We start from the raw sequence: 12,667 nt of genomic DNA, 5'->3' as shown, positions 1-12,667 counted from the left end.
TGCGCAACCCACACCGCTCAAATGAGCAGCAACTGATTTTGCATCGCGCACTGAACAAGGTCATGGGCGTGGATTTGACCGCAATCCCAACCATAGGAATCGACACGGCTTTGGTTTTGGCCAGTGAATTGGGGGCGGATTTATCACGCTTTCCGACTTCGCAGCACTTCTGTTCGTGGCTAGGTCTTGCACCGCCGACGAGAATTTCGGGAGGAAAACCCCTTCCTGGAAAGACTGTGAAAGTGATTAATCGAGCTGCCCAAGCGCTGAAGCAAGCCGCCTCTATTGCACGCAACGACAAAAGCTTTATCGGTGCCAGCCACCGAGCGCGCCTGACCCGGATGGACACCTGTTGCGCGATTAAGGCGACAGCGCATCAACTGGCACGACTGATCTACGCGATGCTGACCAAAGGTCAGCCTTATGTTGAGAAAGGAATGGAGGAATTTGAAGAGCGTAGCCGGGACCGGCAACTGCGCGCCTTGGAGCGCAAGGCGCGAAAGTTGGGGTTGCAGCTGGTTAAAGCGGCTTGATTTTTAAGAGCAAAAACAATGGGTTATTTTTTGTTTGATAAGAGCTGGCTTGCCTGCGATGGCGGTGTATCAGCCACCACTTTTTGCTCGTTCCCACGCTCCGCGTGGGAATGCCTCCGGTGACGCTCTGCGTCACGACTTCAAGGGCAGACGCTGAGGGTCCTGAGCTGCATTCCCACGCAGAGCGTGGGAACGATCGGTGTCAGGTGGTTTTACCCTCCAACTGCCCCAACGGCACCCGCCGTTCTATCGCACTCGACAAAATAATCGAGGTCTTGCTGAACCCGAACTTCGCCACCCGGTTAATCAGGTTCTCAAGCTGCGGCATCGAACCCACCGCCGCCTGCATGATCACGCATGGGTCGCCCGTGACCCGGTGGCATTCAGTCAGTTCGGGAATTTCAGCCAGCGCGTCGTAGACCTTCTGGCTGCCATGGTTGGTCAACCTCAGTTCAATCACACACTGAATCGGCAAGCCGACCTTGGACATGTCCACCTTGGCCTGATACCCGGTGATCACGCCGCTGGCCTCAAGTTTGGCCACGCGTTCAGCCACGGCGGGCGCAGAAAGGTTTACCGTGCGGGCCAATTGCGCGTAGGACGCGCGGCCGTCTTCGAGCAGGGCGCTGAGGAGCATGCGGTCGTATTTGTCCATGATAAGGCTCCAGCAACGCGTGGCTTTCGAAAGCACGGGTTATAGCCCTCATAACCATGTTTTGAAAAGTGTATGGGCGCTTTAAACAGGTTTTGTAACTTATGTTTAGCGTGCTGCCTTTTTAGAATAAGCCTCCCATCTCCTGCCATAGAGCCGCCCAATGCCTGGCCCACGTCGCTTTCCGTTACCGTTGATCGCTGCCTTTTTTGCGTTGTATGTGATTTGGGGTTCCACCTACCTCGTGATTCGAATCGGCGTTGAATACTGGCCACCGCTGATGCTTGGCGGGATTCGCTTTTTGGTCGCGGGTTTGGCGATGTATGGCTTTTTGCGCTGGCGCGGGGCACCTGCGCCGACGTGGATGCAGTGGAAGGCTGCGGCCAAGATCGGCATTTTGCTGCTGACCTTCGGCAATGGCGCGGTGTCGGTGGCTGAGCACACGGGGGTCACTTCAGGTGTGGCTGCATTGGCGGTGGCGACGGTGCCATTGTTCACGTTGCTGTGCGGCTATTTCTGGGGCGCACGTAATACCCGCCTGGAGTGGGCCGGGGTAGTGCTGGGGATTATCGGCATTGCCATGCTCAATATGGGCTCCAACCTGCAATCGAGCCCAGCCGGTGCGATGTTGTTGCTGTTCGCCGCTGCCTCCTGGGCCTTCGGCTCGGTGTGGAGCAGGCATTTGCCGTTACCTCCCGGTGCGATGGCCAGTGCGGCGGAAATGATCGTCGCCGGTGCTTTGCTGTTGGTGGGCAGTGCGCTCTCCGGCGAACGCTTGCATTCTGTGCCGCCGATTGAAGGCTGGCTGGCCTTGGCGTACCTGGCCGTGTTTGGCTCGATCATCGCCTTCAATGCCTATATGTACCTGCTCAAGCACGTGCGCCCGGCGGCCGCGACCAGCTATGCCTATGTGAACCCGGCAGTCGCGGTGTTGCTGGGCATTGTGTTCGTCGGTGAGACCATCGGCATGGAAGAAGCCCTGGCGATGCTGGTGATCATCAGCGCGGTGCTATTGATCAGCCTGCCCCAGTGGCGCAAGCCCAGGCCGGAAATAAGGTAAACTGCGGCGCATTACGGCTTTTTTTACCCGCTTATGGCGCTGAACTTTCCCTACGGTAAACACATGACTTTCGCCACACTTGGCCTGATCGAACCCTTGCTGCGCGCCCTTGAGACGCTTGGCTACCAGACCCCGACGCCGGTGCAGGCGCAAGCCATTCCGGCGGTGCTGGCCGGTCGCGACCTGATGGCCGCCGCGCAGACCGGCACCGGCAAAACTGCTGGTTTCGCACTGCCGCTCCTGCAGTTGCTGACCATGGAAGGGCCGAAAGTCGCCGCCAACTCGGCGCGTGCGCTGATTCTGTGCCCCACCCGCGAACTGGCCGAGCAGGTTCACGCCAGCGTCGCCGAGTACGCGCAGAACCTGCCGCTGACCACTTACGCGGTGTACGGCGGTGTGAGCATCAACCCGCAGATGATGAAGCTGCGCAAGGGCGTCGACATTCTGGTCGCCACGCCTGGCCGCCTGATCGACCTGTTCCGCCAGAACGCGCTGAAACTCAACCAGCTGCAAACCCTGGTGCTGGACGAAGCCGACCGCATGCTCGACCTGGGCTTCTCCGAAGAGCTGGCGAACATCTACCGCATGCTGCCGAAGAAGCGCCAGACGCTGCTGTTTTCCGCGACTTTCTCCGATGAAATTCGCCAACTGGCCGGGCAGATGCTCAACGACCCGCTGAGTATCGAAGTGAGCCCGCGCAACGTCGCCGCCAGCACCGTGAAACAGTGGGTGGTGCCGGTGGACAAGAAGCGCAAGCCGGAGCTGTTTGTGCACTTGATGCGCAAAGGCCGTTGGAAGCAGGTGCTGGTGTTCGCCAAGACCCGTAACGGCGTGGATGCGCTGGTGGACAAGTTGCAGGGCCTGGGCATCAATGCCGATGGCATCCATGGCGACAAACCCCAAGCCACCCGCCAACGCGCGCTGGACCGTTTCAAATCCAGCGACGTGCAGATTCTGGTGGCCACCGACGTGGCGGCCCGTGGCCTGGATATCGAAGACTTGCCGCTGGTGGTCAACTTTGACCTGCCGATCGTGGCTGAAGACTACATCCACCGCATCGGCCGTACCGGCCGAGCCGGCAACACCGGCGAGGCGATTTCGCTGGTGTGTGCCGATGAAGTGAACATGCTGTCGGCCATCGAGATGCTCACGCGTCAGACGCTGACCCGCAAGATGGAGCCGGATTTCGAACCTGAGCACCGCGTGCCGGACACCGATGCCAGTGGGCAAGTGGTGAAGAAGCCGAAAAAGCCGAAGAAGCCTAAAACGTCGGGCGGCGGTGGCGGCAAGCGCAATTTGGGTAAGTGGGTGGACAGTGGGGAAGTGGCACCGTCGGAGCCTTCGATTAAACCGGTGCGTAAAGTGCCGGTGTTTAATACTGGACCGCGTAAGAAGAAGTAGATTTTTCGCGACCTGCTGAAGGTTGGCGAACTGAGTGAGCGGTGCAATGCCGCTCGTTCAACCGGATATGAAGTGGCGTCTGACCCAAAAAGTTACTAATTGCCTATTTGAAACTGTGATTTTAAGTGTTGTGCTTTTTTGGTCATAAAATGTCATGTGACGCTTTGGAACTGAGGGCGTTTGAGGGCCACTGATGTCGTGAGTTAACTAACTTATGATGTACTAAGCAGTGGGGTTGATATGTCCATTTTTCATGTGGCGGTTGCGCTGGGTGGGTTAACCATTTGGAAAAAAGTGGAGGCCGATAAAAATGATAGAAAGAGAGAAGAAGAAAAGGTCTGGAATAGATTTGAAACGTCATTGAATCATACGTTTGAAACGTATAAGGAACATGCGAAGAAAGGTGAATTTGCGCAAGCGATCAGGGCGTTGAAACAGCATATTACGTTGTTTAATGAACGTGGGTCGGTAACGCCTGAAGACAAAAAGAATTTAGACAGGATGCTTAATGATTTGGTTTTTAACGCCCAAACAAAAGCGATAGTGTTAGGTCGCGAGTTCAAAGTCAAAGAGGCGTCTTTGCAAGATGATCCTCACGCGCTTTCCGTTGCACACCATGAGTACATAGAAGCGTTGAAGGTGGTTTTACCTCAAGACGATGCCGTTTTGCGCAGGGAAGTGCAGCGTTGGGAGCAATTATATCCCCGGATTTCTTTATACACTTAATCAAGGTTCTTGGTTGGCCAGCGGATTGGTTCATTGAGTAGTGCATAAATAATGCCTGTCGGCCAAGGCGCGGCTTATGCTCGGCTTGCTTTTTTGCCGAGTTGTAAGGTGTTGGCGTGTGAGGGGTTCAGCCACGGTTACAAGCCTGTCAGAACAAAATAGCTTATCCGTATCGACGGTAATGGAGAATAACAATGCCTGCTTTTTTGGTTCCTTTTGTAGTCATTCTGGCCGGTGGAGCGCTGGCAACCGGCGCGGGTATCGGCGTTATTGAGTCTAAAAAAGCCAAGGCGGCGAAAGCTGCCGAGGTAGAACAAGCAAAAAAAACAGCGAACGACCTCGTGGGTGAAATACAAGCTCACCTATCCTCGGGGGCTTTGTATCCGGCTTTTCGTGCATTCAGACGGTACATAGATCACGTAGAAAATAAGTTTGATGTGTCGCCGAAAATCAAGGCAGAGCTGGAACGCTCTTACGATGATATAAGAGGCGCCGCGTTGAGCGAGTATCGGAAACTGGATCGTGAGTACCGCAATGAACTCGCGGCCATTGAAAATGACGAAGAGGGTGAAAAAACCTACGAGGTGCAGAGTACTTATCTGGTTAAGTTGGAAAAGCTATTGGGCGCTGGTGCGCCGAAGCTTAAGGCGTTGGAAGAGTCGTTTGGTATTAATTATGCCGTTCACAAGTACGGTGTCGCGGTCAATTAATCCCAAGGCAATTGTTACTGATCCGTCACCTGCACACCGCGCGACGTTAGTGGGCGATAGATATGTTGAAAAGAACTGATGAAGGTAGAGCGCACGCTCTGGCGGCTACACCGGCGTTGGATGATCTGGAGCGTGAAGCATTAGAGACGGTTTATCGTCCGCCCTCTCAACGTTCCATTGAAGACGCAGGACAGCGATTTCCCATGGACGAAGCCATGCTCATTTCTGTGCAGGAAGTTCATCGGATGTTGCAGACAGTCGTTGTCGAGGTGCAGGTCAGCGGCCGTTCAGAAAAGCAGTTTTTTTGTCGCGGCCTTAAACGCCGCTTGTTGTAGAAATCAGGCTGGGCAAACCCTGCTGACTTTACGGGTGAAGGGCGACGGTGAATGCCTGCTAAAAGTTATTCATCCATGGCGGTTTTCGGCTGATTGACGCAGGTCAACCATTCAAGAACACCCCGCCCAGCCATCTGCCCACTGGCAAAACACCCCGTCAGCAAATACCCACCGGTCGGCGCTTCCCAGTCCAGCATCTCCCCGGCACAAAACACGCCTGGCAATTGCTTGAGCATCAGATGCTCATCCAGCGCTTCAAACGGCACGCCGCCTGCCGTGCTGATCGCCTCATCGATCGGCCGTGTCTTCACCAGCGTCAGTGGCAGCGCCTTGATATCCACCGCCAGTTGCGCCGGATCATTAAAGTGTTCAGCGGGTGCCAACTCACGCAAAAGCGCCGCTTTGACCCCATCCAAACCCAACTGACTGTGCAAATGCTTGCTCATCGACCGCGAGCCACGGGGCTTGGCCAAGGCGGCCTGCACCTTGTCCAGCGGCTTGCTCGGCAACAGGTCGATATGCACCGTGGCTGAGCCATAACGGTTGATCGTTTCGCGAATCGGCGCCGACAGCGCGTAGATCAAACTGCCTTCGATACCCATGGTAGTGATCACGCATTCCCCCAGCCGAGGCTTGTCATCGCCCAGGCCAATGGCGACGTTCTTCAACGGCGCGCCCGCGAATTTTCTGACCATCAACTCGCTCCAGCCCGACACTTCAAAGCCGCAATTGCTCGGTTGCAGCGCGGTGTAAGGCACACCCTTATCTTCCAGCAACTTGAGCCAGGCACCGTCGGAGCCCAGCCGCGACCAACTGCCGCCACCCAAGGCCAACAACACCGCATCGCTGTGGACAGTTTTATCGCCGTCCGGGCTGTGGATAAGTAAACCTCCGTCGTCGGTCCAGCCCAGCCAGCGATGCCGGGTGTGGATAACCACGCCCTGGTCGCGCAGGCGCTTGAGCCAGGCGCGCAGCAGTGGGGCGGCTTTCATGTCGGTCGGAAACACGCGGCCGGAGCTGCCGACAAAGGTCTCAATGCCTAAGCCATGAATCCATTCGCACAAGGCGTCGCTACCAAACGCCCGCAACAGCGGCGCCATCTGCGGTGCGCGCTCGGCATAGCGTGCCAGGAATGCCGGGTACGCCTCGGAGTGGGTGATGTTCATGCCGCCCACGCCCGCCAGCAGGAACTTGCGCCCCACCGAAGGCATGCCGTCATACACGTCCACCCGCACGCCCGCCAGGCTCAAGACTTCAGCGGCCATCAGCCCGGCAGGGCCGCCGCCGATAATAGTGACGTGTTGGGAAGGGGTCTGAGGCATGGGCAGGGCTACGGTCGCTTGAATAGGCCGAGCATTCTACCCGACGACGGCGTAGCTGCCTGATCAAAAAACGTACACTTTCCTACAGGCCATACGGCTGCTGGCTTTCAGGCCCTTACGCTCAAGTTATCCACAGGCCGTTCCACAGGCATTGTGGGTAACGCCCACAACTCAATGACAACCTGATGACGCCCACACCCGTTGTGCGCTGTGGTGCAGGATGCCGTGGCGGCGGGCCAGGGCCGGGCGGTCTTTGCTGTAGCCGCCGCCGATCACGCCCATCACTGGGATGTCGCGGCCCAGGCAGTGGCGCATCACGCTTTCATCACGGGCGGCAACGCCAGCGTCGGTCAGCTTGAGGTAACCGAGGGCGTCGTCCTTGTGTACATCCACCCCGGCGTCGTACAGCACCAGATCGGGCTGGTACAGCGGCAACAAATAGTTGAGCGCGTCGTCGACCACTTTGAGGTAGTCGGCATCGCCCATGCCCATGGGCAACGGGATGTCCCAGTCGCTCTGGGCCTTGCGCGCCGGGAAGTTCTTTTCGCAGTGCAGCGACACCGTAATGGCATCCGGCGTGTCGTGCAGGATGCGCGCGGTGCCGTCGCCCTGGTGTACGTCGCAATCGAAGATCAGCACGCGGTTGACCCGCCCGCTGGCCAGCAGGTAATGGCTGATCACCGCCAGGTCATTGAAGATGCAAAAGCCCGCTGGGTAGTCGTAATGGGCGTGGTGTGTGCCGCCCGCCAGGTGGCAGGCCAGGCCGTGTTCCAAGGCTTTTTCTGCTGCGAGAATTGAGCCACCGACCGCGCGCACGGTGCGCCGCGCCAGTGCTTCGTTCCAGGGCAGGCCGAGGCGGCGTTGGTCTTCGCGCGATAACTCGCCGCTCATGTAGCGCTGGATATACCCAGGTTCATGGGCCAGGGCCAGAATCTCGGCGGGGCAGACCTCTGGTCGCAGCAAGTGGCTGTCCTGGGTCAGGCCGCTGTCCACAAGGTGGTCACGCAACAGGCGAAACTTGTCCATGGGGAACCGGTGGTCCGCCGGGAACTCAGGGCTGTAGTCATCGTGGTAGATCAATGGCAAAGGCATGGGATTTTCTGACGGGAACCTGCGACGGATCTTACCAGCGCTGTACACTCACGCACATGGCAAGGGAGGGGGACCCATGGAGCCGATACTGGAATTGGAAAGCGCACGGCTGGTGCTGCGCCAATGGCGCGACAGCGACCTGACGGAATTTGCACGCATGTGCGCCGACCCGCAGGTGATGCGTTATTTCCCGGCCAAGCTGAGCCACCTGGAAAGCGCTGCGTTGATCGGCCGTATTCGCGGGCATTTTGCCGAATACGGTTTTGGCTTTTGGGCCTTGCAGCGCAAGGACACCGGCGAATTTATCGGCCTGACCGGGCTGCAAAACGTCAACTTCGAGGCCGACTTTACCCCAGCGGTAGAAATTGGCTGGCGCCTGGCCCGTGAGCATTGGGGTTTGGGCTACGCCAGTGAAGCGGCGTGGACCGCGCTGCGCTGTGGTTTCGACCGCCTGCAGTTGGATGAAATCCTCGCCTTCACCACCGAAGCCAATCTGCCATCACAAAAAGTCATGCAGGCCATCGGTATGCATTACGATCCGCAGGCAGATTTTGAACACCCAAGGTCGCAGCCGATGACCCGCTGCGCCATCATGTGTTGTACCGCATCACCCGCGCCCAATGGCTGGACACGCTGCATGGATAAGCAGCCCGGAATGCTCTATTGATTGTAGGAGTTGCTCTATGAGCCAAGTATTGGAAGATCTGGTGGACTTGCTGACCCTGGAGCCGATCGAGGAAAACCTCTTTCGCGGCCGCAGCCAGGACCTGGGCTTTCGCCAACTGTTCGGCGGCCAAGTGCTGGGCCAGTCGCTGTCGGCCGCCAGCCAGACCGTAGAGGAAGCGCGCCACGTGCATTCCCTGCATGGCTATTTCCTGCGCCCTGGCGATGCAGCGCTGCCCGTGGTGTATTCGGTGGACCGCGTGCGCGATGGCGGCAGTTTCAGCACGCGCCGCGTCACGGCGATCCAGAAGGGCAACCCGATTTTCACCTGCACCACCTCGTTCCAGTATGACGAAGAAGGCTTCGAGCACCAGACCACCATGCCTGTGGTGGTCGGCCCGGAAAACCTGCCGTCGGAGCTGGAACTGACCAAGCAACGCGCGCACCTGATCCCCGAGCACATGCGCGACAAGCTGCTGTGCCCCAAGCCGATCGAAGTGCGCCCGGTGACCGAAAAAGACCCGTTCAACCCGCAGCCGTCCGACCCGGTCAAATACGTGTGGTTTCGTGCTGACGGTGCGCTGGCCGATTCGCCGGCGCTGCATAAATACCTGCTGGCCTACGCCTCGGACTTCGGCCTGCTGACCACTTCGCTGCTGCCCCACGGCAAGACGGTGTGGCAGAAAGACATGCAGGTTGCCAGCCTGGACCACGCGTTGTGGTTCCACGCCGATCTGCGCGCTGATGATTGGCTGCTCTATGCCATGGACAGCCCGTGGGCCGGTAATTCCCGTGGTTTCTCGCGAGGCAGCGTGTACAACCGCGCCGGGCAACTGGTGGCTTCGGTGACCCAGGAAGGGTTGATTCGCCATCGCAAGGATTGGGCATGAGCCTGTCGGACGTTAAACATTGGGTGTTTGATATGGACGGCACCCTCACGGTGGCCGTGCATGATTTTGCCGCGATTCGCGTGGCGCTTGATATCCCGCCTGAAGACGACATTCTCACCCACCTGGCAGCCTTGCCTGCGGATGTGGCGGCGGCCAAGCATGCCTGGTTGCTTGAGCATGAGCGCGAGCTGGCCGTGGGTTCGGTTGCTGCTGTTGGCGCGGTGGAGTTGGTGCGCGAGCTGGCCGGGCGAGGTTATCGCCTGGGCATCCTGACGCGCAATGCGCAAGAGTTGGCGCATATCACCCTGCAAGCGATTGGCCTGGCGGACTGCTTTGCCGTCGAGGATGTGCTGGGGCGTGAGAATGCGCCGCCAAAACCCGATCCGGGTGGTTTGCTGAAACTGGCGACTGCCTGGCAGGTAGCGCCGAGCGCGATGGTGATGGTCGGGGATTACCGCTTTGACCTGGATTGCGGCCGGGCGGCGGGGACCAGCACCGTGTTGGTTAATCTGCCGGAGAACCCGTGGCCGGAACTGGCGGATTGGCATGCTGAGGATTGCGCGGCGTTGCGCCGAATGATTTAAACCAGACACTGAAGATCAAATGTGGGAGCGGGCTTGCTCGCGAAAGCGGTGGATCAGTCAATGTTGAGTCGACTGAAAGTCTGCATTCGCGAGCAAGCCCGCTCCCACATTTTTGATCCGGTTTTGTCAGTTACTGACTAAACAGCACCTTCTCGCCCTCAGGCGAGGTAAACATCTTGTCGCCGTCGTGCCCAACCCCAGGCACTTCCACCAGCTTCTGCGTCAACTGCGGATGGCGCTGCTTGAGGTAGTCGAAATAGTTGTGCCCACGAATCAGGCGATACGCGCCCTGGGTTTCGGCTTCGCAGCTTTTATCCAGCGCCGGGTGGTTCGGGTCGGTGTCTTGCTGGCCCAGCAGGTAGGTGATGTTGCGTGACACGTAACCTTGCTCAAGCTGCTGCGCGCTCTGGTTTTTGGCGTAATCCGGCAGGTTTTGCATGCCGTACTTCCAGTCGTTAAAGCCTGGGCAACTGGCCACATCAAACTTCACCGGGCGTTGCGGGGTGAAGTAGGCGTAGGACGATGGATTAGCCACCACGTAACGCAGGCTGATGCCTTCTGTTTGCAACATCGGGTGGTCGTGGCCGGTGAGGGCGAAGCGCTGCACCACCTGGCCGCCACCGGAATGGCCGGCTACCACGATTTCTTTCAAGGCGGGGAACAACTTGCGGTTGCCCAGGTGTTTGATGATCTGGTCGAGGGCGCCGTAGGAGCTGACTTGGCCTGGGCCGGTCGACGGGTCGCCCGCCATCCAGTCATTGCCGTTCCAGCGCAGTACCTGGCTGTCGAGGTGGTTGCGCTTGATGTCCGACTCATTCAGAAACTGCGGCGCTATCACCAGGGTATTGGCGGCAACGCCTGCGTGCTGGGCCGCGTCTTCGCCGCTTTGCAGGTAGGTCTGCGCATTGCGCAGGCGACCGTGCACGATGATCAGCGCGTGGGTGACATTGGGCAGCGGCTGGCTCCAGTCCTGGCTCAAACCCAGGCTCAAGGCGCCGGCATCCAGTTGGAAACGATCGGGGCTGACCACCTTGACGCCATGTTCTTTCTCGGCGGCCCAGGTGGCGGTGGAACACATCGCTAATGCGCTAAGCAGCAAACCCAATCGTTTATTCATTTAAAGACTCTTGGCTGTAAAGGTGTCGCATTGAGTGATTTGGCCCTCTGCGAAGCCGGTCTTGAACCAGCGAACCCGCTGTGCCGAGGTGCCATGGGTAAACGAGTCCGGCACTACGCGCCCTTGACCCTGTTGCTGCAAACGGTCATCGCCAATGGCGTTGGCCGCATTCAGTGCGGCTTCAATATCACCGGGCTCCAACCAGTTCAGGCGTTTTTGCGCACGGTTGGCCCACACGCCGGCGAAACAGTCGGCTTGCAGTTCCTGGCGTACCAGTAAACCGCCATCGCCTTGCATCTGCCGGCCTTGCTGGCGTGCGGCCTGGATCTTGGCCGAGATGCCCAGCAGCGTTTGCACGTGGTGCCCGACTTCATGGGCAATCACATACGCCTGGGCGAACTCGCCCGAAGCCTTGAAGCGTTGCGACATCTCCCGGAAGAAATCCAGGTCCAGATACACTTGCTGGTCAGCCGGGCAATAGAACGGGCCGCTGGCCGAGGTGGCGCCTCCGCAGGCGGAATTGACCCGGCCACGGAACAGAATCAGTTTAGGGTTCTTGTAGACCAACCCATTTTCCTTGAACACCTGACCCCAGGTGTCTTCCGTGTCGCCCAGCACGGCGCGCACGAAATCGGCCTGTTGATCATTGGCCGGCGGCGCCTGGCGCGCCTGCGTACTCGCCGGGGGCGCTTGCTCCATTTGGCCGCTTAACTGGCCGAGGATCTGCATCGGGTCCTGGCCGGTCAGCCAGCCAATGCCGACGATCAGCACAATTGCTGTGAGGCTCAGGCCTTTGCCGCCGCCAAAGCGCATGCCGCCCCCGCCGCCGCCACTGTCATCGCGGGCGTCCACCACGTTGTCGCTGCGTCGGCCTTTTTTCCATAGCATGGGTGCAGTCCTCTCGTTAAGCCTGCGCTCTTTATTTAAGAGCAGTGTTGTTGGTGCAGGGGCATGGCGCCAGCCCGGCTGTCTGACAAGCAACGAGAGCTGCCTAGTATCGCTGCTGTCAGGCCGTGTCGGCAGGGGCGCCAGATGAAAGATATGTCAGGTTTGCCGCCTCAGTCGCGGCAGTAACCTTCGCCGGTGTCGACGATCAGGCAGTCTTTTTTATCTACCAGCCATTTAAGGCCCGTGGCTTCACCGTCGCCGGCGCTCAACTGTTGCGGGCCGTCCGGGCGCGTGAAACTGATGCCGTCTTCATTGGCTTCGCCTTTGAAGGTGCCGGAGTCGTCGGCATCAAGGCCATATTGCATGGTAAGCAGGTAGTGGCCACGGCCAATGCTGTCGTCCTTGGCGATGGTCAGGTTCAGGCCTTCGACGCCGATCCATTTGCCGACCCATTTATCGGTCGGTGGGGTTGCCGGCACCAGCGTGGCTTGCACGGAAGCTGGTGCGGGTTTGGGCGCTTCCTTGGGTTCCTTGTTGCACGCGGTGAGCAGGGCAAGGGCAGAAAGAACAAAGAGTGTTTTTTTCATAGCGACATGGCCTTGGTTAAAAAGGGTGCAACGCGGCGGTGAGCGTGCAGCGTTGGACTCGAAACCCATGAATTAGTGCGCTGTTCGCACGGTGTTTGGTTATGCTC

14 protein-coding genes and 1 pseudogene are annotated in these 12,667 nt (G+C 58.6%); 9 read left to right on the top strand and 6 right to left on the bottom strand.

Features of this window, described 5'->3' with window-relative positions; genetic code table 11:
- The coding region (locus tag ACTD9P_RS04895) for a transposase (protein ID WP_438866888.1) at positions 1-533 on the top strand (533 nt) is incomplete at its 5' end.
- A gap of 202 nt (positions 534-735) precedes the next feature.
- Here ACTD9P_RS04895 and ACTD9P_RS04890 read toward each other — a convergent pair.
- Positions 736-1,188, bottom strand: a complete 453-nt coding sequence (locus ACTD9P_RS04890) for an Lrp/AsnC family transcriptional regulator (RefSeq protein WP_438866887.1) — start codon at positions 1,186-1,188, stop codon at positions 736-738.
- 160 nt (positions 1,189-1,348) lie between these two features.
- Here ACTD9P_RS04890 and yedA point away from each other — a divergent pair, with 160 nt between their 5' ends.
- The 5 genes from yedA (at position 1,349) to ACTD9P_RS04865 (ending at position 5,417) form a co-directional block, all read left to right on the top strand.
- Complete coding sequence (gene yedA / locus ACTD9P_RS04885; RefSeq protein ID WP_438866886.1) at positions 1,349-2,245, top strand: drug/metabolite exporter YedA; 897 nt, start codon at positions 1,349-1,351, stop codon at positions 2,243-2,245.
- A 63-nt stretch (positions 2,246-2,308) separates the two neighbouring features.
- Positions 2,309-3,646 (top strand): RNA helicase RhlE1, encoded by a 1,338-nt coding sequence (rhlE1, locus tag ACTD9P_RS04880; RefSeq protein WP_438866885.1) that lies wholly within the window; start codon positions 2,309-2,311, stop codon positions 3,644-3,646.
- Between the two features lie 240 nt (positions 3,647-3,886).
- Positions 3,887-4,372, top strand: coding sequence for a hypothetical protein (locus ACTD9P_RS04875; RefSeq protein WP_438866884.1), 486 nt, complete (start codon positions 3,887-3,889; stop codon positions 4,370-4,372).
- Between the two features lie 194 nt (positions 4,373-4,566).
- Positions 4,567-5,082 (top strand): hypothetical protein, encoded by a 516-nt coding sequence (locus ACTD9P_RS04870; RefSeq protein ID WP_438866883.1) that lies wholly within the window; start codon positions 4,567-4,569, stop codon positions 5,080-5,082.
- A gap of 62 nt (positions 5,083-5,144) precedes the next feature.
- The gene (locus ACTD9P_RS04865; RefSeq protein ID WP_438866882.1) at positions 5,145-5,417 is read left to right on the top strand and encodes a hypothetical protein; all 273 of its coding nucleotides are present in this window, start codon (positions 5,145-5,147) and stop codon (positions 5,415-5,417) included.
- A gap of 65 nt (positions 5,418-5,482) precedes the next feature.
- Here the strand turns inward: ACTD9P_RS04865 and ACTD9P_RS04860 are convergent, their stop codons facing one another.
- Both ACTD9P_RS04860 and ACTD9P_RS04855 read right to left on the bottom strand, forming a co-directional pair.
- Positions 5,483-6,739, bottom strand: a complete 1,257-nt coding sequence (locus tag ACTD9P_RS04860; protein WP_438866881.1) for a TIGR03862 family flavoprotein — start codon at positions 6,737-6,739, stop codon at positions 5,483-5,485.
- 171 nt (positions 6,740-6,910) lie between these two features.
- The gene (locus tag ACTD9P_RS04855) at positions 6,911-7,831 is read right to left on the bottom strand and encodes a histone deacetylase family protein (protein ID WP_200431444.1); all 921 of its coding nucleotides are present in this window, start codon (positions 7,829-7,831) and stop codon (positions 6,911-6,913) included.
- 76 nt (positions 7,832-7,907) lie between these two features.
- On the opposite strand from ACTD9P_RS04855, the pseudogene ACTD9P_RS04850 reads away from it, so the two are divergent.
- The 3 genes and pseudogenes from ACTD9P_RS04850 to ACTD9P_RS04840 all read left to right on the top strand — a co-directional run bounded on the left by ACTD9P_RS04850 (position 7,908) and on the right by ACTD9P_RS04840 (position 9,968).
- Positions 7,908-8,476, top strand: a pseudogene (locus ACTD9P_RS04850) (GNAT family N-acetyltransferase).
- Positions 8,477-8,514: 38 nt separating this feature from the next.
- On the top strand, positions 8,515-9,384 hold the full coding sequence (tesB, locus tag ACTD9P_RS04845) for an acyl-CoA thioesterase II (protein ID WP_017139338.1): 870 nt from the start codon (positions 8,515-8,517) through the stop codon (positions 9,382-9,384).
- Positions 9,381-9,968, top strand: a complete 588-nt coding sequence (locus tag ACTD9P_RS04840; protein ID WP_438866880.1) for an HAD family hydrolase — start codon at positions 9,381-9,383, stop codon at positions 9,966-9,968. Before tesB ends, ACTD9P_RS04840 begins: the two co-directional genes overlap by 4 nt.
- Positions 9,969-10,098: 130 nt before the next feature.
- On the opposite strand, the gene ACTD9P_RS04835 is transcribed toward ACTD9P_RS04840, so the two are convergent.
- The 3 genes from ACTD9P_RS04835 to ACTD9P_RS04825 form a co-directional block, all read right to left on the bottom strand.
- Positions 10,099-11,085, bottom strand: coding sequence for an alpha/beta hydrolase (locus ACTD9P_RS04835; RefSeq protein ID WP_438866879.1), 987 nt, complete (start codon positions 11,083-11,085; stop codon positions 10,099-10,101).
- On the bottom strand, positions 11,086-11,973 hold the full coding sequence (ypfJ, locus tag ACTD9P_RS04830; RefSeq protein WP_438866878.1) for a KPN_02809 family neutral zinc metallopeptidase: 888 nt from the start codon (positions 11,971-11,973) through the stop codon (positions 11,086-11,088).
- Between the two features lie 170 nt (positions 11,974-12,143).
- Positions 12,144-12,560 (bottom strand): membrane lipoprotein lipid attachment site-containing protein, encoded by a 417-nt coding sequence (locus ACTD9P_RS04825; protein ID WP_438866877.1) that lies wholly within the window; start codon positions 12,558-12,560, stop codon positions 12,144-12,146.
- Between the last annotated feature and the right edge of the window lie 107 nt (positions 12,561-12,667).

This window comes from Pseudomonas onubensis (assembly GCF_965653655.1).
Classification (GTDB): domain Bacteria; phylum Pseudomonadota; class Gammaproteobacteria; order Pseudomonadales; family Pseudomonadaceae; genus Aquipseudomonas.
The sequence above is the reverse complement of the archived record's forward strand: the minus strand, read 5'-3'. Positions and strand labels throughout refer to the sequence as shown.